Here is an 18410-nt window from a genome sequence, read left to right on the forward strand (position 1 = left end):
GCGCGGTGCTGCCGCTCATGCCTATTGTGCGGCCATGATCATGATTTCTCCGCAGGACGAGCCGGCGCCAGGCAACATCAAGGTGACGCGCTGGGACTGGATCAATCTTGCCCTGGAAACGCTGGTATCGGACGGCATCGAAAGCGTGCGCGTGCTGCCGCTTGGCCAGAAGCTCGGCGTCTCGCGCTCGAGTTTCTACTGGTATTTCCAGAGCCGCCAGGACCTGCTCGACCAGTTGCTCGCCCATTGGCGCGACACCAACACCAAGGCGATCGTCGAACGCGCACAACGGCCGGCGCAAAGCATCATCATGGGCGTCATGAATGTGTTCGAATGCTGGGCTGACGAGCGCCTGTTTGATCCCAGGCTCGATTTCGCCATCCGCGAATGGGCCCGGCGCTCCGAAGATGTGCGGCGCGCCATCGACCAGGCCGACAATGACCGCCTGGGCGCCATCCGCGACATGTATCGCCGGCACGGCTACGACGAGGAAGACGCCTTCATCCGTGCCCGCGTGCTCTACTACATGCAGATCGGCTACTATGTGCTCAACCTGAGGGAACCGGTCGAGGCGCGGGTCAGCCACCTCGCCGCCTATCTGCGCAGCTTCACCGGCCAGGAGCCCAGCGAGGCTGATGTCGCGCATTTCATGCGCTTCATCGCGGCGCGCTGAGATCTAGCGACGATACCAGCATCGAAGCCATCTCGACCCGGTCGACAAACCGTATTGTGTGGCTTCGCCGCCCTTGTGAGCGGTGCTAAAATGGATGAATAGTCTTGCCTGGTGCGCCGCCCTGAAATTGCCCGCATACGGCTCTCAGGTAACGGCGCAGGGCGGAATTCTGGAATGACCAGTCCTTTGGAACCACGCAAGAGAAGAGGTCCGATCGCCGCAACATTGCTGGCGGTGGATGCGTGGCTCGATTCCTCGCTCTACGAGATCGGCTTCAAGGCCAGCCAATTCTGGGAGACGGCTACCATCTTTTTCCGGCGCTTCCGCGTCACCGGCTGGCGCCGCGGCATCGTCGAAGTGTTGAGCGAAAGCTTCACGCTCGGTGCCGGCGGCATCGTCATCTTGCTGGCGCTTGCCTTGCCGGCCTTCCAGATAACCACCGGCGACTGGCGCACGCAGGGCGACTTCGCCGTCACCTTCCTCGACCGCTACGGCAACGAGATTGGCCAGCGCGGCATCATCCAGCGCGATTCAGTGCCGGTCGACGAAATGCCCGACCACGTCATCAAGGCGGTGCTGGCCACCGAGGACCGGCGGTTCTTCGAACACCACGGCATCGATGTGCTTGGTCTTTCGCGCGCGATCTTCGAGAATGTGCGGGCCAACTCCGTCGTGCAGGGCGGATCGAGCATCACCCAGCAGCTGGCCAAGAACCTGTTCCTGACCAATGAGCGGACGCTGGAGCGCAAGATCAAGGAAGCCTTCCTGTCGCTGTGGCTCGAGGCCAATCTGTCGAAGAAGGAGATCCTCCAGCTCTATCTCGACCGCGCCTATATGGGCGGCGGCACTTTCGGCATCGAGGCGGCGGCCGATTTCTATTTCGGCAAGAGCGTCAAGGACCTGAACCTCGCCGAGGCGGCGATGCTGGCCGGCCTGTTCAAGGCTCCGACCAAATACGCGCCGCACATCAACCTGCCCGCCGCACGCGCCCGGGCCAATGTGGTGCTGTCGAACCTGGTCGATTCCGGCTTCATGACCGAAGGCCAGGTGCTGCCGGCGCGGCTGCACCCGGCCGAAATCGTCGACCGCGGCGAGCAGAAGAGCCCAGACTATTACCTCGACTGGGCCTTCGACGAGGTCAAGAAGGTCGCCGCCAAATCGGGCCAGCACTCGCTGGTCGCCCACACCACCTTCGACGCCAACATCCAGAAGGCAGCCGAGGAATCGATGGAGTTTCATCTCCGCCAGTTCGGCAAGGAATACAACGTCACCGAAGGTGCGGTGGTCGTCATCGAGACCAATGGCGCGGTCAGGGCGATCGTCGGCGGCCGCGACTACGGCGCCAGCCAGTTCAACCGCGCCACCAAGGCGCTTCGCCAGACCGGCTCCTCGTTCAAACCCTATGTCTATGCAACGGCAATGGAGCATGGCTTTACACCGGACTCCGTCGTTTCCGGCGGGCCGATCTCCTGGGGCGGCTGGTCGCCCAAAAACTACAGTGGCGGATCGGCCGGCAACGTCACGCTGCTGACGGCGATCGCCAAATCGGTCAACACCGTGCCGGTGCGGCTGGCCAAGGATTATCTCGGTATCAAGCCGATCAAGGCGATGGCCGAAGCGATGGGCGTCGAGTCACCGCTGGAATCACACAAGACGATGGTGCTTGGCACGTCGGGCATGACGGTGATGGACCAGGCGACGGGTTACAGCGTGTTCGCGCAGAACGGCTTTGTCGGCTCCCGGCACGGCATCACCCAGCTCGTCACCCGCACCGGCGATGTGGTCTACGACTTCGCCAAGGATGCACCGCCGCCGCACCGCGTGCTGTCGGAACAGGCGCTCAAATACATGAACACGATGCTGGCGGCGGTGCCGGTGATCGGCACGGCCCGGCGCGCAGCACTTCCCAACATCGTCGTCGCCGGCAAGACCGGTACCACGCAATCCTACCGCGATGCCTGGTTCGTCGGCTTCACCGGCAACTACACCGCCGCCGTCTGGCTCGGCAATGACGACTTCACCCCGACCCGGAACATGACCGGCGGCTCGCTGCCGGCGATGGTGTGGCAGCGGCTGATGGTCTACGCGCACCAGAACATCGACCTCAAGCCGATCCCCGGCCTCGATCACCCCTTCATCGATGCAGAGATCGCGGCCAAGGCCGAGGAAGCGGAGAAGAAAAATGCCGAGCAGGCAGCGGCCGACGCCGCCGCCGAGCGCCCGCGGGCGCTGTCCAGCCGGACCACGCAGACGCTGCGGGACATGACCAAGCTGTTTCAGACGGCACCCGTGCTTGAGCCGCCCGCGGCACCGGAGACCCTGTCGGCGCTCTGAACCGCCAATTCCGCGGGTCACCGCTTGCCACGAGCCCCTGCGCCGCGATATCCCCGGGCGGCAATCCTGCTTGTCCCCGGCTCTTCATGCTCAAGAACGCCTTCCTGACGCTGCTTTCGCTTGCCATCGCCATCGGCGTCGGTGGCGGCAGCGTCTGGTATGCGCTGAAGGCGCAGGATGGGGTCGGCGCGATCAGGATCGGCGAATGGACCGCCTTCCCCGACATCGGCACCCAGGCGGCGGACCCCTATTCGAAGGCACGCGTGGCGCGCGAGGGCGTGCTGGCGCTCGGACAGGCCGAGGGGCTGTCCTTCATCGCCGAGCGCGATGACGGCGGCGAGCAGCTCAAGCGGCAATGCGCCTACACGATCGAGGGCGGATTTCCCACCGCCCGGTTCTGGACCCTCTACGCCGCCGACCAGTCGCTCGGCGTGGTCGAGACCGGCAAACCGAGGCTGGCAGCACTGCAATCCTACCAGGTGGTGCGCCAGCCCGACAATTCGGTGATCATTTCCGTCGGCAACCGCCCCACGCCCGGCAACTGGCTGCTGACCGAGGGCTCCGGCCGGATGTATTTCGTGCTCACCTTCTACGACACGCCGATTGCCAGCAGCACGGGTCTCTCCGACGTGACGCTGCCGCGGATCGTGAAGGTCGGCTGCGATGCGTAGCCCGCATTTCTCGCACTCGATGTGGCCTGCGCCGGTTCAAGAAGCCGGCAGGGTAGGAGCCGCGCGAAGAGCGATGCGGCTCCATCGGGCGAGCGCGGCGACGCCGCCGGCCGGCTTGTTCAACCGGCCCTTCAGGGTTGCCTTTCGGCGGGCATCTACGGCGTCGGGCGGCTCAACCGTATGTCGCTATACGCTTTTCGCCGCCCGACGCCGTATCTGCCGCGCCGAAAGAGCAACGCAGGCCGCATGGAGTGCGAGAAATGCGGGCTAAGCTGCTGCACGCCATCCTGCTGGGATTGATCGGCGCCGGCATCGTGCACATCGTCGTGCTGCTGCTGGTGCCGGAGTTTTCCGAGCGCGACGCCTGGTCGCGGCTGGCGACGGCCTCGGACCTCTACAAGATGACCAGGCTCGACGCCGAGGCCGGCGGCGCGCCGGTGGTCAAGTCAGTCGATCCGTTGTTCTACGCGGCGGCCTGCCGGTTCGATCTGTCCGAAGGGATTGTGCGGGTCACGGCGCCGGGAAACGTGCCGTTCTGGTCGGTATCGGTCTATGACCGCAACGGTCACAACATCTACTCGTTCAACGACCACAGCGCGACCGGAAAGGTGCTGGATACCGTCGTGCTGACGCCGGCGCAGATGATCGAGGTGCGCAAGGAGCTTCCGCAGGCACTACAAGGCGCGATCTTCGTCGAAGCGCCCATCGACGAGGGCATCTTCGTCATCCGCTCCTTCGTGCCCGACGAAAGCTGGAAGCCGATCGTGTCACGGTTTCTGGAGCAGAGCTCCTGCGACCTGCAAGATTTCTAAGCGCACCGCGTCGAAACGGATTCAGCTGACGCGCTTTAAGCCTTTGTTTTTATGCATGTCGTTGTCCCAAAACCGCTGCGCACTTTTGGGCGACATGCATTGAACTTTGATCCCGAAGCCAGCTCAGTGATGCGGAACAGGCATCGTCCCCGGCGAGCCCGGCTTGTCCGGAGCGACGCCGCCCGGCCGCGCCTCGCCCGACAGCAACTGCTGTTCGTAGCGGACGCCGGGGAAAATGATCACCGCCGCCGGCGTGCCGGTGTTTTGATTTGCTCTGTTGGTTGCCGCCGTTCGCGGCACGAAAGACAGGACCATGCCCATGGTTCGCGTATTCCTCTCGGTTGCCCCGGAGCACAACGCAACGCCTCCAAATGTGATTAAGGCAGGCAGAGGGTTAACGGAGCGCTAACGGATCGTCGCTAACTTGATCTTTGTTCTGGGCGAACGCGAAACCGACACAGTCCCGGTCGAGCGTGGTCCAGATTGTGTCGAGTGTCGGGCGTATCCTCCGTGTCAGCTTCGGATTTCAGGCAAATCGCTATACGGGCTGAATCGGGAAAGGCCGAAAGGCTGTTCCGCGCCGTGGTGTCGGCGTTCTGTTCGCTCACCCGTCCGTCGCGCCGCGAGATCGCCCAACTCGAGGATCTGACGCTACCGCTTTTCGACAATGTCTCGGTCGAATCGCGCCGCTACGTCGCCGCCGCCCTTTCCGAATGCGAATATGCGCCGGCCGCTCTGGTGCGGCGGCTTTGCGAGGAACCGGTCGACATCGGCGCCCCCTTGCTGATCCGCTCACGCGCGCTCAGCGACATCGACCTTATCGCACTGATCGGACGTCACGGCCTGCCCCATGCGCGCGCCATTGCCCGCCGCAAGGATCTGAACCCGACCATCGCCCAGCTGATCAAGGTGCTTGAGAAGCCGACGCTGGTGCGGGTGCGGCAGCCGGAGCCGATCGTGAAGCCAGCGCCCGAAACCACCGAAGTGGCGTCTGTCGGACCCGAGCGGCAGGAAGCGCCCGGCGCTGCCGCCGAAAATGCCCGGCAGCGGCTGCGATCGATGATGCGCGCCGACTCAGCCAGCGAAGGTGCCGCCGTCAATCCGTTCGTCGGCCAGGCTACCTACGTCAAACTGCGCGAGACGGCGCTGACCGGCAATGCGGCCTTCTTCCAGACCGCGATCGCCGACGCGCTTGAAATCGACTTTACGACAGCGCGGTCGCTGACCGAACATTCGAGCTACGCGTCGCTGCTTGCCGCCTTGCGGGCGCTCGACCTGAGCGAAGACAAGGCGTTCCTGATCACCGTCGCCGTCTATCCCACCGAGTTTCCGCACCCACAGGCCATTCGCATCTTCCTCGACCGCTACCGCCTACTGCATCGCGACGCTGCGTTGGACAAGGTTCGCGCCTGGAAAGCCGAGACGCTGTCGAGGGCCGTTCGCGGCAGCGTGCGCGCCGCGGCAAATGCCGATGCGCGTAAGGCGATCGACAGCGATGATGCAATCGCCGTCGCCACCCTTAAGGTTCACCGCGTCTAAAGAGAATCGTGGGCGCGTTTTAGATCTTTGCTTTATGCGTGTCGTTGTCCCAAAACCGCTGCGCTCTTTTGGGCGACATGCATCAAGGCGTCTTGACGGAAAGAAGCTCCTCGACGGGAACTGCGCCGGCCTCGATCTCGACCACCCAGATGTCGGGATCGAATTTTTTCTCCCTTTCCAGCCTGGCATCGAGCACTGCGGCATCGTGGCCGGCCCCGAGCAAACTGAAAAACCGATCGTCGGGCTTGGCCGAATCGTAGCTCGTCTGCGGCGCCGGCCCGAACAGAGCAATTTCGCCCAGCCTGCCCCGCGCCAGCACAAACACAGCGCCAGCCTCGGTCGCGCCGCGCTTGACCACGGCAGCGAAGCCGCCGGCGCCGAAAACCCGGCGCAGGAGGGCCGACACCCACAGATCGGTGGTTACGCGCATGGCAGGGTTCCGGACGACATCTGATCTGTACTATCGGGATTCTTGCCCATCCGCGAGCGACGGATGACTCTTGAGAGGCCCGATTCCTAACAAATCTTGTTAGGAATTGCGGAAAATGCTATAGTGAATTCATGAAAAGCCAACCCATGCGCACCCTCACCGTATCACTTACTCCAAAGCAGGCCGCCCGTCTGCAAGACGCCGTGGAAGGGGGAGGTTATGCGTCCAACAGCGAGATTGTCAGAGAAGCGCTGCGCCTGTGGGAGCAACGCGAGGAACTCCGCGCCCTTGAATTGGCACACCTCAAACGGGCCTACGAAGAAGGCATGGCAAGTGGCGAAGGCCAGGACGTAGACCGCACCGTCTTCCTGCGAACTCTGAAGGCGGATCGCGCAGCCCGTGGCTAAATACCGGCTTACCCCACGAGCCCTTCAGGATTTGCGGGATATTTGGCACCACATTGCCGCAGACAGTGAAAAGGCGGCCGATAAACTGATAGGGCGAATTTTCGACAAATTGGAACTCGCCTCGGAACACCCCAAGATGGGCGCGGCCCGGCCGGAATTGAGCACTACCGCCCGTATCCTGGTGGAGGGGCGCTATATCGTGATTTACGAGCCGATGCCCTACGGTGTCCTAGCCGTGGCGATTGTCCACGGAATGCGTGACCCGGAGCAGTGGCTCAGCTAGGTCGCCTTGGCCTAGGAGCCTCGCGGCTGACGCTTGCCCACCGTCAGTTGGTCAGACCGATCTCGCGCATCTTGACGTAGACGACTTCGTCGGGTTCGCCGGTCTGCGGCAACCCGAACAGCGACTGGAATTCCTTGATCGCCGCCTTGGTGCGGGCGCCAACGACACCATCGAGTTGCATATCGTCGTTGCCGAAGGCCTTCAGCCCGGCCTGGATCTTGACGATGCGGGCGTCGGGTTCCGGCGTTGCGGTATTTGCCGGTGCCGACACAGGTGTCGGAGTCGGAACAGCGGCCATTTCAATCGGCCGCGGCATGGGACGCGGCACCACCGCCGAGGTGGTCGGCGTGGCGCCCAGCTGATCCAGCAGAACGCTGTCGATCTCGCCGGATGCGTTCAGCCCGACCTTCTGCTGATAGGCCTGGATGGCCTTGCGCGTGTTGGGCCCGGAGATGCCGTCGACGGTGCCGGAATAGAAATCGAGGTCCTTCAATATGCCCTGCACCTGTTCGACAACAGGGTCGCTCTTGACCGGGGCCGAGCCCGGCCGGACGATGTTGATGGTGGTTTCGGGCTCGTCGGTGCCCGACTGGGAAAAGCCCTCAATGCTCCTGGTGGCAAAAAACGCGCCGGCATGCGGAAAGGGCTGATACCACAGGGCGTTGGCCGAGACGTAGAACAGCGTCACAAGGAATGCGGTTGAACCGCCAACCAGGACCGGATTGCGCGAGATCAGGCTGCCGACAGCCATCGCTCCGTCCTCGAAGCTACTGCCGCGGCGCTTGACCGCCTTAAGCTGTTTTGCGGAGCGAGCCATTCCTGTCCCCTTCCCCCTTCGTCCTGGCCGCGGGCATCGGCAGCACGCCGATCTTGTCGGTCGAGCGTTCCCTCGGCCCGTTCACCGGAAAGCTGATCGCAACCGTGGTGCCCTCGCCCGGCATGCTCTCGATCGACATCGTGCCCTCGTGCAGCGCCACCAGGCCCTTGACCAGCGACAGGCCAAGGCCGGTTCCCTCGAAGCGGCGCGTGTAGTCGTTCTGGATCTGCATGAACGGCTTGCCGAGATTGGCAAAGTCTTCTTCCGCAATGCCGATGCCGGTATCCCTCACCCAGAAATGCAGCCGCGAGCCGATCCGCTTGGCGCCGACGACGACTGCCCCGCCATCGGGCGTAAACTTGATCGCATTGGAGACAAGGTTGATGAGGATCTGCTGCACGGCACGGCGATCGGCGTTTATTTCGCCGGCGTCCGGTGCAATCTGTGCCTGCAGATCGATGTTCTTTGCCTCAGCCTGCAACTGCATCATGGACTGGCACATTTCGACCGCATCGAGGAACCGGAACGGTTCCGGCTGGGTCGCATAGGCGCCCGCTTCGATCCTGGACACGTCGAGTATCGAGGTGACGACGGCAAGCAAATGCTGGCCGGCATCCCTGACCAGGCCGACATATTCCTTCTGGCGCGGATCCTTGAAGCCGCCAAACATCTCATGCAGCAGCATGTCGGAAAAACCGATGATGGCGTTGAGCGGCGTGCGAAGCTCGTGGCTGACGACTGCCAGGAACCGTCCCTTCGCCACCTCGGCGGACGCAGCCGCCTCGCTGGCAGCAGCAAGATCGTCGCGCAGTCCGGCAATTTCATCGTTCTCGCGCAGCACCAGCGTGAAGATGTCCTTCTCCATCTCGCCCCGCACCAGTTCGAGACAAAACGGCCGATAGTTGTCGGCCGTCGGACCGCCGCCGTTTTGCGGCAGCCGGACGCGAAGATCGAGCCGGCGCGCCGGCGCGCCATCGCGCATATCGGCGAGCGCGCTGAGATAGGAAACGCGATCGGACAGATGGATACGATCGAACAGGCCGGTGCCGGAAAGCAATTCCGGCGGCAGCTTGAGGATCGTGCGCGCCTTTGCCGACGCATCGAGGACCTCGCCATGCCTGGCGAGGCGCAGGACGACAGCGTCGATGATGTCTTCGAGACGGCCGTTTTTGGCCAGTGCAGGCTGGGCCTGCGCGGCATTGCCGAAGGCGGCAAGCCGGGGAACCAGCGTCAGCGCCCAGGCCAGCGGCAGCAGCCAGTGCCACGCGGCGATTTCGGCCGAACCGAGGGGAAAGACAGAGCCGGCAAAGGGCTGCAGCAGCACCGCGACCAGAGCAGATACGCCTCCCCACAGTGCCGCACGGCGCGATGCGCCGATCCACCAGGCTTCGAACGGCAGTGCCACGGCAAGCAGGGTGACCGGCGAGGCCAGGCCGCCTGCCGCCGCGATGACGCCGGCAAGTGCCAGACCACCCACCGCAAGCGCAACCTGGCCGGCGAGCGCCATCTTGCCGGAGGCCGCCACCAGCAAGGCGGCGAACCAGCAAAGGCCGAAAGCGGCAAAGATCGTTGCGACAGTGACGGCCGCGCCCAGGCCCGAGGTGACCAGCGTGACTGCGGCGCCTGCAGTGAAGAACGGAGCGGCCAGCATGACGCCGATGAACCGGCGGTGGCGCAAGCGGTCATCCTGGCCGGTGATGGCAGGATGAACCATACGGTCGCAACCGGCAGCAAGCGCGCCAGGCAATCCAACGTATCTGGCCGTAATCGAACTCAACTCAACGCACTCGCACCCGGTCGTGAACTGCCCTGCTTTGCAGGTCGCTTTTTTGTTGATTTGAAACTCGCATCCAGCGTTTAAGGAATGGATAAGGCTGAGCCGACCAACGCCCGGCGTGCGGCAAATATTGCGGCGCTGGCACGTGAATTCCCAGGCAAATGCCGCCATAGTAAACAGAGCGTTATCCCTTGGCGGCGCCCTTGCGCTTGAAACAGCCGGCATCCAAGCCGCTTGATTTTTGGAAAAACCAATAAAAAACAGATAGATAGGTAGTTACTGCCTGCTTAAGAAAATCAACGGCATTTGAGGTAATTCGGATGCAAAACGCGCCGTTTCGAATTTACCTAAAATTTGAGGAAAATCTTCGCTGTCCCTGCAAGCCGTCCTTTGCGCGTCTGTGCCAGTATCGTGCCCATAAAAGAGGTCATGCCGCATGGATGCATGATCCGGTCACGGACGAGAGGGCAGAGACATGGTCTTTCTGATAAGAATGGCTTTCTGGTTTTCGCTGGTGCTTCTGGCATTGCCGCTGAGTGTCGGCCCCGACGAGGCCGGGCACCAGAGCGTCGGGCCGATCCAGGCCCTGTTTGCGGCACGCGAAGCGGTCGGCGACATTGCCGGCATCTGTGAACGCAAGCCCGATGTCTGCGAGACCGGCAAGTCGGCAATGCATACGATCAGCGCCAGGGCCAAGGAGACCGCCAAGATTGCGGCCGCCATGCTGGATGACGACACTGCCAAACCGGACATGTCGGTTGCCACCGGCAGCGTGCCCGAGGAAATTGTCTTGCCGGCGACAGTCAACGTCCCGGTGAAAAACTAAGAGATTAGCCAAATTGTTGGCGACACCGCAGGCTCGTCAGACCTCTCGACGCCTGCGGTGATTTCTTCTTTTTCCGTGACGCGGCAGCGCTGGATGACTATATCCGGCGTGATGACGACGACGATCCAGACGATCCGCGACGACTTTTCGCTCCTCGACGAGTGGGAAGACCGCTATCGCTATGTGATCGAGTTGGGCGAGGCACTGCCGCCGTTTCCCGACGGGGAACGCAATCCCGCCAACAAGGTGCCGGGATGCGTCAGCCAGGTCTGGCTGACCACCGACCGTGGACCGGGCGCCGACCCGGTGATCACCTTCACCGGCGATTCGGACGCCCATATCGTGCGCGGGCTGGTCGCCATCATGCTGGCGCTGTATTCGCAACGGCCCGCCAGCGAGATCCTGAAAACCGACGCGGAAGACACGTTGAAGGGGCTCGGCCTCGACGAACACCTTTCGCCGCAGCGCGCCAATGGCTTGCGTTCGATGGTCAAGCGCATCAAGCGCGACGCCGAAGCGGCCCTGAAGCAGACAGCCTGACCAGATTCTGACCGGCGTGCGATTGCCTGTCGGCATCGGCTCGACGCTTGGCCCGCAAAAGCAAAACGGCGCCCGCAGGCGCCGTTGATAGTCAAATCCAGAGAGAACAGAACGGTATCAGCGCCCCTTGCGCTTGCGGCCGAGACCCATCTTCTTGGCGAGCTGGGAACGGGCAGCAGCATAGTTGGGCGCAACCATCGGATAGCTTGCGTCCAGATTCCACTTCTCACGGTATTCGTCGGGCGTCAGACCGTAGTGGGTCATCAAATGACGCTTGAGCGACTTGAACTTCTTGCCGTCCTCAAGACAGACGATGTAGTCGTCATGGACAGAGCGCTTCGGGTTTACCGCAGGCTTCTGCTTGTCGGCAGGAGGTGGTTCGGCGGCTCCACCCACGCGGCCGAGAGCGGCATGGACATCGGCAATAAGGTTCGGCAGTTCGCCGACCGGCACCGGATTGTTGCTGACATAGGCAGCAACCACGTCGGCGGTCAGTTCGATCAGCGCATCACTGTTTGTGGAAGGTGTTTCGGCGATATCCATGGTGTTCTGGGTCCCAACGAGGTTGTTTCTGTCTGCGCCCTTTTTCTGAAGGCAGGGCATCGCGCGAATTTCAGGCAGGAAAGACCCTCACGATTCGCGTCGGGGCATCTTAATGAGCCCACCAACCAAGTAAGTCAATTCGCTTGTTGCGTTATATTCAGCGATATTAGTCAAATATTCCGCGTTCAGCTTCAATCTTTCGTGCACTGTGTAACTTTGCGATATTTTCTGGCCAGACCAGCAGCGGCTGACGCTGCGTCAAGGCCGCAATTACATCGCAACATCAGGTAAATGGATTTCGATGCTTCGGCTATGCTTGGCCGCGCCATGCTACCAGTTATCGGATTCTAATAAAATCACAGGTTGCGAGGTTTTGCTGGTGCGCGCGGACGAGCAAGCCCGGAGCCACAGGGCCGGCCCCATCAATGAGGCGTGATGTATTTTCCATAGACCCAGCCGGTGACGAAGTTGCCGTTTTGCGCCGGATCGTGCCAGACTTCGCACCAGCGGTAGCGGATTTTCTGTTCCTGCTTCCAGTGCGGCTGACCGGCGATATCGAGCAGGTTTATCCCGCCGGTGCATTTGCCGGTCATCTGCAAGACAGTCCCGTTGGGATAGGCGGCCTGCTTCTGCGACGTACCCGACGGGTATTTGCGTATGTTGAGCGTATCGCCAAATGGCACGTTGGTCACTTGCCAAGCTGCGAACACGGTTGCATGAGATTGGCCCGTGAAGGCCAAAACTGTAGAAGCGACGGCAAAGGCCGCAGCGGTGCGAAAATAGAATTTCATCATTCCCTCCTCCGGCTCCTCTCCTGAAGCCCGTCGCGACATTAGGTCCGGCCCCTTGAACGCGCGCTGATCGGCGTGTTCATTCGCCATTCAAGATTTTTCCTCAGCGAGACGCAATGACCAGGACACCTGTATTCCCAACCGTCAGCCCGCCGGCCCCCGAAAAGCGGCCAGTCTTCGACACGCATCATGGAACGACGCGGACGGACGACTATGCCTGGCTGAGAGCCGACAATTGGCAGGAGATGTTCAGGGATCCTTCCCTGCTCGACGGCCGGATTCGCGCCCAGCTCGAAGCCGAGAACGCATATCAGGCGACGCTGATGGCAGACACCGTCCAGTTGCAGAAGCAGCTTTTCACGGAAATGAAAGGGCGCATCAAGGAAGACGATTCTACCGTGCCGATGAAGGATGGCCCCTATGCCTACGGTTCATCCTTCAAGCTTGGCGGCGAACAGCCGCGCTATTTCCGCATGCCGCGCGATGGCGGCGACCAGCAGATCCTGCTTGACGGCGACGCCGAGGCCGAGGGCAAGGCCTATTTCCGCCTAGGCGGCGTCGACCATTCGACCGATCACGGCAAGCTGCTATGGGCGTTCGACGACAAGGGCTCCGAATTCTACACGCTTCGGGTGCGCGACCTCGTCAGCGGCAACGAGCTGGCCGACATACTCCCGGACACGGGTGGCGGCGGCGTCTGGGATGCCGGCGATGGCGGATTCTTCTACACCCGCCTCGATGCCAACCATCGTCCTTCCAAAGTCCTGTTCCATGCGCTTGGCAATGGTCCTGAAAGCGACCGGCTGATCTATGAGGAAACCGATCCCGGCTTCTTCATGGATGTCGGCGGCACGCGCTCGAACGAGTGGATCATGATCGGCATCAACGATCATGAGACCTCGGAATATCGGCTGATGCGCGCCAGCGAGCCTTTCGCAGAACCGAAGCTGGTAGCGCCACGCGAGACCGGGCTGCAATACGACCTCGAAGAGGGTGGCGACATCTTCTTCATCCTCACCAACGCCGACGGCGCCAAGGACTTCAAGATCATGACCGCGCCGGCCAGCGATCCGGTGCGCGCCAACTGGCAGGAACTGGTGTCGCATGAGCCGGGCCGGCTGATCCTCTCGGTGATCGGCTTCAGGGATCACATGGTCAGGCTTGAACGCAAGGAAGGCCTGCCGCGCATCGTCGTGCACGACCGCAAGAGCGGCGGGGAGCACTTCATCTCTCTCGACGAGGAAGCCTTTTCGCTCGGCCTGTCGGGATCCTATGAGTATGACACCGAGATCATGCGCTTTTCCTATTCGTCGATGACGACGCCGGCACAGGTCTTCGACTACAATATGCGCACCCGCGAGCGCGTTCTGCTCAAGACCCAGGAAGTCCCGTCCGGTCACGATCCGGACCATTATGTCACGCGGCGGCTGATGGCGCCTGCCGCCGACGGCGAACTGGTGCCGATCTCGCTGATCCATCACCGCGAAACGCCGCTCGACGGGTCGGCGCCTTGCCTGCTCTACGGCTATGGCTCCTACGGCATCACGGTGCCGGCCGCCTTCAACACCAACTGCCTGTCGCTGGTCGATCGCGGCTTTGTCTACGCGATCGCCCATGTCCGCGGCGGCAAGGACAAGGGCTATGGCTGGTATGACGACGGCAAACGGGCGCACAAGATGAACACGTTCACGGATTTCATCACGGTCGCGCACCACCTCGTCGCCGAACGCTACACTGCCCATGACCGCATCGTCGCCCAAGGCGGCTCGGCCGGCGGTATGCTGATGGGAGCGGTCGCCAACATGGCTCCGGAATGCTTCGGCGGCATTGTCGCCGAGGTTCCCTTCGTCGACGTTCTGACCACAATGCTCGACGCAACCTTGCCGCTGACGCCGCCGGAATGGCCGGAATGGGGCAATCCGATCGCCTCGGAGGAAGATTACCGGACCATCGCCGCCTATTCGCCCTATGACAATATCGCCGCGCTCGACTATCCGCCGATCCTGGCACAGGCCGGCCTCACCGATCCGCGCGTCACCTACTGGGAGCCGGCCAAATGGGTGGCACGGCTGCGCGAGCGCAAGAGCGGTGACAATCCGGTGCTGTTCAAGATCAACATGGACTCAGGGCACGCCGGCGCATCGGGCCGGTTTTCCAGGCTCGAGGAAATCGCCTTCACCTATGCCTTCGCCCTCAAGGTGACAGGCAAGGCCGATCTTGTCGAACACGAACTTTTGAGCTGATTTTCCGCTCGCAATTGTAACGACCGCGCGTTACCCAAGGCGCGGTTTTTTTCACAGTCATGCCACCCAGTCTTGCAAGGGTTTTCGCCATGTTGCTCGTCGACGTCTATCTCGACAAATCGGCCATCCAGGGCATCGGTGTGTTCGCCAAGAACTACATCCCCCGTGGCACGCTGGTCTGGAAGCTCGATCCCAATTACGACCGGCGCATCGAGGTCGAGACCTACGAGCAGGAAACCGGGCCGGTCAAAGAATATCTCGACCGCTATTCCTACCCCGACCGGCGCGACCCGAACTACATCGTCTTCGAAGCTGACGACGCGCGCTTCATGAACCATGCCGATGAACCGAATTGCGACGTCTCCTCGCCCGAGGAAACATACGCGTTACGCGACATCGCGCCCGGCGAGGAAATGACCTGCGACTACAATCATTTCTTCGAAACCGGCTTCGACTTCCTCGGCGACCGCCACCTGTCGTCTGAGGGTTAGCTGGCGGGCTTTTTGCGCGCCGGATAGCCGTTCGGATGCGGCGGTATTGCCTTCAGATAGGCTGATATCGCCGCGCGGTCTTCGGGCGCCAGCGCGGCCATGTTCTTCTGCACTTCGACCATCGCGCCACCGACGGAATCGAAATCGGGCGTGAAACCGGTTTCGAGATAGTTGGCGATATCGGCCTGCGACCACTCGCCGATCCCGCCCTCGCCCGAGGTGATGTTCGGCACGATGCCGCTGCCTTCGGCGGCTACGGCACCGGCCAGCCATTGGCCCTTCTTGGTGCCACCGGCAATATCACGCGGCGTGTGGCATTCGCCGCAGTGGCCAGGCCCTTCGACAAGATAACGACCGACCATGACCGGGTCCGGCGTGCCGTCGGGGAAAGCAATCACCGGCTCATTGCTCAAATAGAGCCGTTTCCACAGCCCGAGACCGCGACGGATGTTGAAGGGAAAACTCAACGAGTTGTCTGGTGCCTTGCCGGCGACCGCCGGAAGTGTCTTGAGGAAGGCGTAGAGATCGGCAATGTCTGCCGGCTTCATGCGCGCGTAAGATGCATAGGGAAAGGCCGGGTAGAAATGTTCGCCGGTCGGTGACACGCCCTTCAGCATGGCGTTGGCCAGGTCTTCCACCGTCCACAAGCCGATGCCGTCCTTGGCATCCTGAGAAATGTTGGGCGGCACGAAGGTCCCGAACGGCGTCTTGAGTTGGAGACCGCCGACCAATTGCAGGCGGGCGTCGCCTTGCGAGCCCGGCTTCGAATGACAGGATGTGCAACCACCGGCGTTGAAAATGCGCTTGCCCCTGGCGGCATCGCCGGGGCCGAGCTGCGCCAGGGTTTCAGCGTCGAGCCTGACCGGCGCCGACAGCAGCCAACCGGCAACCGCGCCGACGCCACCCAGAACAAGGGCGGCGCCGACGAGTTTTTTCAGCAAGGGCATCGCCCGCGATCAGCCCTTTTTGATCCTGTAGGACTGATGGCAGGTGCCGCAATCGCCGCCGATGGTGTCGAATTGCGCCTTCAAGGCATCGGCATCCGCAGGGGCCGCAGCGACAGCAGCCTTTACATCGGCGAGATACTTGTCGTTGGCCGCCTTGAAGCCGGCCATGTCTTCCCAGATTTTCGGAGCCGCCGTGGTGTCGCCGGTGTCGCTGCCGGTCGGGAAAAGTGCGTCGACATCGAGTTTTTCGGCATTCGCCTGCAGCGCCTGCAGTGCCGTCAGCACGGAAGCTGCGTCGAAAGCCTCCTCACCCTTGACCACTTTCGACAATCCGCCGGCAATCTTTCCACGTTCCTTCATCAGGGCCTGCCGATCGAGGATCGGATCGGCAAACGCCGCCGAACCGGCGAGAGCGAGCATAGAGATGGCGATGACAAGCTTTCTCATTTCATTGGCTCCATGGTGAAAGATTTCGGGACAGAACGATAACGACAAGAGCGCTGTGAATATTCCCCCTATGCGTGTGATTTTGTGGGCCGCTGTTTTTGGACCCGGCCGCTTCGATGCTGGAAAAAGGAAAGCCCCGGTTGTGCCGGGGCTTTCCTTGTCAATCGATCAAGCCTTTTCGTAAAGTTCGAGGACATGGTCCCAGTTGATGAGACTGTCGACGAAGGCCTCGAGATATTTCGGCCGGGCATTGCGATAGTCGATGTAGTAGGAGTGTTCCCAGACATCGACGCCCAGGATGGGTGTGGCGCCATGGACGAGCGGGTTCTCGCCATTCGGCGTCTTCGAGATCGCCAGCTTGCCGTCCTTGACCGAGACCCAGGCCCAGCCCGAGCCGAACTGGGTGGTTCCGGCGGCGATGAAATCCGCCTTGAACTTGTCGTAACCGCCCAGGTCGCTGTCGACGGCCTTCTGCAGGGCGCCCGGCAATTTGGTGCCGCCACCGCCCTTCTTCATCCACTTCCAGAAATGGATGTGGTTGTAGTGCTGGGCGGCATTGTTGAAGAGCCCGGCATTCTTGCCGAAGGACTGTTTTACAACCTCCTCGACCGACAAATCGCCAAGGCCTGCCTCGGCGGCCAGCTTGTTCCCGTTGTCGACATAGGCCTTGTGGTGCTTGTCGTGGTGAAACTCCAGCGTCTCTTTCGACATGTAAGGCTGCAGGGCCTCGTAATCGTAGGGCAAGGCGGGCAATTCAAAAGCCATCGGTCGTACTCCTCGTGGAAAAAATCCGGTGTCGATACCGGATAAAGATAGGGCTGGATTGATCTGGAACAACTCCGGAATGAAGCGCCGGTTCCCTTTCTAAGCAGGTTCCGGAAAAGTGTCACACGGTTTTGCGAAAGTCCGCTTTCCGGGTCAACCGGCGGACGTCGAATGCGCCCAATCCCAATAGAGCTCGCGCGCCTTCTTTGCCACCGGTCCGGGCTGGAGATTGCGATCCTCGATGCGGGTGATCGGCACGACTTTCGAATGGTTTCCGGTCGAGAAGATTTCGTCTGCCTCAAGAAAATCGCGCACCGACAGCGTCTTTTCGGTGGTTTTGAATCCGTACTCGCCAAGCAGCGTCATCGTCCGCGAACGGGTGATGCCGGAGAGGAACGTGCCGTTCGGCGCCGGCGTCAGGACGTGGCTGTCCTTGACCAGGAAAATGTTCGAGGTTCCGGTCTCGGCGACATTGCCGAGCATGTCGAGCACGAGCGCGTTGTCGAAGCCCCGCATCTTGGCCTCGAGGATGGCCCGGCCGTTGTTGGGATAAAGGCAGCCGGCCTTGGCATTGGTCGGCATGGTTTCGATGGTCGGCCGCCGGAACGGCGACACCGTGACCGAAAAGCCGGTGGGCGAGATCATCGGCGATTCGTAGAGGCAGAGGCAGAAACGGGTCGAGGCCGGGTCGGCCGGCACGCCCATATAGCCGCCATGCTCGGCCCAGTACATCGGCCTGATGTAGACCGCCGTCTTGCCGTCGAATTTCTTCAACCCGTCCCAGGTCAGCCCGACGATCTTGTCGGGGCTCATCGACGGTTTGAGGCCAAGCGCGATCGCCGAGGAATTCACCCGCGCGGCATGGAGCTTGAGGTCCGGGGCCACACCCTCGAACCAGCGAGCGCCGTCGAACACACTGGTGCCGAGCCACATGGCATGGCTGCGCGGCCCGAGAATGGCAACGTTGCCTTCGTACCAGTCGCCGTCGACGAAGGTCCATGTCGCCGATTGCGCCGCCGCCGCCAGTGTCATTGCTTGGTTCCGTTCAATCTCGTCCAATCCGGCCATTGGAAG

At 61.9% G+C, this 18410-nt stretch carries 21 protein-coding genes; 11 read left to right on the top strand and 10 right to left on the bottom strand.

Annotated features, from left to right (window positions below; genetic code table 11):
* The first annotated feature begins 34 nt into the window (after window positions 1-34).
* The 4 genes from LHFGNBLO_RS30115 (at window position 35) to LHFGNBLO_RS30130 (ending at window position 4490) form a co-directional block, all read left to right on the top strand.
* Window positions 35-673, top strand: coding sequence for a TetR/AcrR family transcriptional regulator (locus LHFGNBLO_RS30115; protein ID WP_258603291.1), 639 nt, complete (start codon window positions 35-37; stop codon window positions 671-673).
* A 174-nt stretch (window positions 674-847) separates the two neighbouring features.
* Window positions 848-3007 carry a transglycosylase domain-containing protein gene (locus LHFGNBLO_RS30120; RefSeq protein ID WP_258603297.1) on the top strand — a complete coding sequence of 720 codons (2160 nt, stop codon included), beginning with the start codon at window positions 848-850 and terminating at the stop codon, window positions 3005-3007.
* Between the two features lie 86 nt (window positions 3008-3093).
* Entirely contained in the window at window positions 3094-3678 is a 585-nt protein-coding gene (locus LHFGNBLO_RS30125) for a DUF1214 domain-containing protein (RefSeq protein WP_258603299.1), read from the top strand.
* 260 nt (window positions 3679-3938) lie between these two features.
* Window positions 3939-4490, top strand: coding sequence for a DUF1254 domain-containing protein (locus LHFGNBLO_RS30130; protein WP_258603301.1), 552 nt, complete (start codon window positions 3939-3941; stop codon window positions 4488-4490).
* A gap of 123 nt (window positions 4491-4613) precedes the next feature.
* Here the strand turns inward: LHFGNBLO_RS30130 and LHFGNBLO_RS30135 are convergent, their stop codons facing one another.
* Window positions 4614-4811 (bottom strand): hypothetical protein, encoded by a 198-nt coding sequence (locus LHFGNBLO_RS30135; protein ID WP_258603306.1) that lies wholly within the window; start codon window positions 4809-4811, stop codon window positions 4614-4616.
* A 189-nt stretch (window positions 4812-5000) separates the two neighbouring features.
* Here LHFGNBLO_RS30135 and LHFGNBLO_RS30140 point away from each other — a divergent pair, with 189 nt between their 5' ends.
* Window positions 5001-6029, top strand: coding sequence for a hypothetical protein (locus tag LHFGNBLO_RS30140; protein ID WP_258603307.1), 1029 nt, complete (start codon window positions 5001-5003; stop codon window positions 6027-6029).
* 82 nt (window positions 6030-6111) lie between these two features.
* On the opposite strand, the gene LHFGNBLO_RS30145 is transcribed toward LHFGNBLO_RS30140, so the two are convergent.
* The gene (locus tag LHFGNBLO_RS30145) at window positions 6112-6459 is read right to left on the bottom strand and encodes a DUF1491 family protein (RefSeq protein ID WP_258603308.1); all 348 of its coding nucleotides are present in this window, start codon (window positions 6457-6459) and stop codon (window positions 6112-6114) included.
* 146 nt (window positions 6460-6605) lie between these two features.
* Here LHFGNBLO_RS30145 and LHFGNBLO_RS30150 point away from each other — a divergent pair, with 146 nt between their 5' ends.
* On the top strand, window positions 6606-6866 hold the full coding sequence (locus LHFGNBLO_RS30150) for a type II toxin-antitoxin system ParD family antitoxin (RefSeq protein ID WP_258603310.1): 261 nt from the start codon (window positions 6606-6608) through the stop codon (window positions 6864-6866).
* Window positions 6859-7149 carry a type II toxin-antitoxin system RelE/ParE family toxin gene (locus LHFGNBLO_RS30155; protein ID WP_258603311.1) on the top strand — a complete coding sequence of 97 codons (291 nt, stop codon included), beginning with the start codon at window positions 6859-6861 and terminating at the stop codon, window positions 7147-7149. Before LHFGNBLO_RS30150 ends, LHFGNBLO_RS30155 begins: the two co-directional genes overlap by 8 nt.
* A 43-nt stretch (window positions 7150-7192) precedes the next feature.
* On the opposite strand, the gene LHFGNBLO_RS30160 is transcribed toward LHFGNBLO_RS30155, so the two are convergent.
* On the bottom strand, window positions 7193-7966 hold the full coding sequence (locus LHFGNBLO_RS30160; protein ID WP_258603316.1) for a peptidoglycan-binding protein: 774 nt from the start codon (window positions 7964-7966) through the stop codon (window positions 7193-7195).
* On the bottom strand, window positions 7941-9680 hold the full coding sequence (locus LHFGNBLO_RS30165) for an ATP-binding protein (protein ID WP_258603317.1): 1740 nt from the start codon (window positions 9678-9680) through the stop codon (window positions 7941-7943). Before LHFGNBLO_RS30165 ends, LHFGNBLO_RS30160 begins: the two co-directional genes overlap by 26 nt.
* 538 nt (window positions 9681-10218) lie before the next feature.
* Here LHFGNBLO_RS30165 and LHFGNBLO_RS30170 point away from each other — a divergent pair.
* Both LHFGNBLO_RS30170 and LHFGNBLO_RS30175 read left to right on the top strand, forming a co-directional pair.
* Window positions 10219-10569, top strand: coding sequence for a DUF5330 domain-containing protein (locus LHFGNBLO_RS30170; RefSeq protein ID WP_258603319.1), 351 nt, complete (start codon window positions 10219-10221; stop codon window positions 10567-10569).
* A 111-nt stretch (window positions 10570-10680) separates the two neighbouring features.
* Window positions 10681-11109, top strand: a complete 429-nt coding sequence (locus tag LHFGNBLO_RS30175; protein WP_258609965.1) for a SufE family protein — start codon at window positions 10681-10683, stop codon at window positions 11107-11109.
* Window positions 11110-11226: 117 nt separating this feature from the next.
* Here the strand turns inward: LHFGNBLO_RS30175 and LHFGNBLO_RS30180 are convergent, their stop codons facing one another.
* Both LHFGNBLO_RS30180 and LHFGNBLO_RS30185 read right to left on the bottom strand, forming a co-directional pair.
* Window positions 11227-11652: a MucR family transcriptional regulator gene (locus tag LHFGNBLO_RS30180; RefSeq protein ID WP_258603321.1), complete on the bottom strand. Its 426-nt coding sequence runs from the start codon at window positions 11650-11652 to the stop codon at window positions 11227-11229.
* 422 nt (window positions 11653-12074) lie between these two features.
* Complete coding sequence (locus LHFGNBLO_RS30185; RefSeq protein ID WP_258603323.1) at window positions 12075-12446, bottom strand: SH3 domain-containing protein; 372 nt, start codon at window positions 12444-12446, stop codon at window positions 12075-12077.
* Window positions 12447-12559: 113 nt separating this feature from the next.
* On the opposite strand from LHFGNBLO_RS30185, the gene LHFGNBLO_RS30190 reads away from it, so the two are divergent.
* The gene (locus LHFGNBLO_RS30190) at window positions 12560-14686 is read left to right on the top strand and encodes a S9 family peptidase (RefSeq protein ID WP_258603325.1); all 2127 of its coding nucleotides are present in this window, start codon (window positions 12560-12562) and stop codon (window positions 14684-14686) included.
* Between the two features lie 89 nt (window positions 14687-14775).
* On the top strand, window positions 14776-15177 hold the full coding sequence (locus LHFGNBLO_RS30195; RefSeq protein WP_258603327.1) for an SET domain-containing protein: 402 nt from the start codon (window positions 14776-14778) through the stop codon (window positions 15175-15177).
* Here LHFGNBLO_RS30195 and LHFGNBLO_RS30200 read toward each other — a convergent pair.
* The 4 genes from LHFGNBLO_RS30200 to LHFGNBLO_RS30215 form a co-directional block, all read right to left on the bottom strand.
* Window positions 15174-16124: a cytochrome c gene (locus tag LHFGNBLO_RS30200; RefSeq protein ID WP_258603329.1), complete on the bottom strand. Its 951-nt coding sequence runs from the start codon at window positions 16122-16124 to the stop codon at window positions 15174-15176. The two genes, LHFGNBLO_RS30195 and LHFGNBLO_RS30200, sit on opposite strands and share 4 nt — an antisense overlap.
* A 9-nt stretch (window positions 16125-16133) precedes the next feature.
* Window positions 16134-16571, bottom strand: a complete 438-nt coding sequence (locus tag LHFGNBLO_RS30205; protein ID WP_258603337.1) for a c-type cytochrome — start codon at window positions 16569-16571, stop codon at window positions 16134-16136.
* 168 nt (window positions 16572-16739) lie between these two features.
* Window positions 16740-17336 (bottom strand): superoxide dismutase, encoded by a 597-nt coding sequence (locus LHFGNBLO_RS30210; RefSeq protein ID WP_258603342.1) that lies wholly within the window; start codon window positions 17334-17336, stop codon window positions 16740-16742.
* Between the two features lie 153 nt (window positions 17337-17489).
* Window positions 17490-18368 (bottom strand): branched-chain amino acid aminotransferase, encoded by an 879-nt coding sequence (locus LHFGNBLO_RS30215; RefSeq protein WP_258603343.1) that lies wholly within the window; start codon window positions 18366-18368, stop codon window positions 17490-17492.
* Between the last annotated feature and the right edge of the window lie 42 nt (window positions 18369-18410).

This window comes from Mesorhizobium sp. AR10 (assembly GCF_024746795.1).
Lineage (GTDB): Bacteria > Pseudomonadota > Alphaproteobacteria > Rhizobiales > Rhizobiaceae > Mesorhizobium.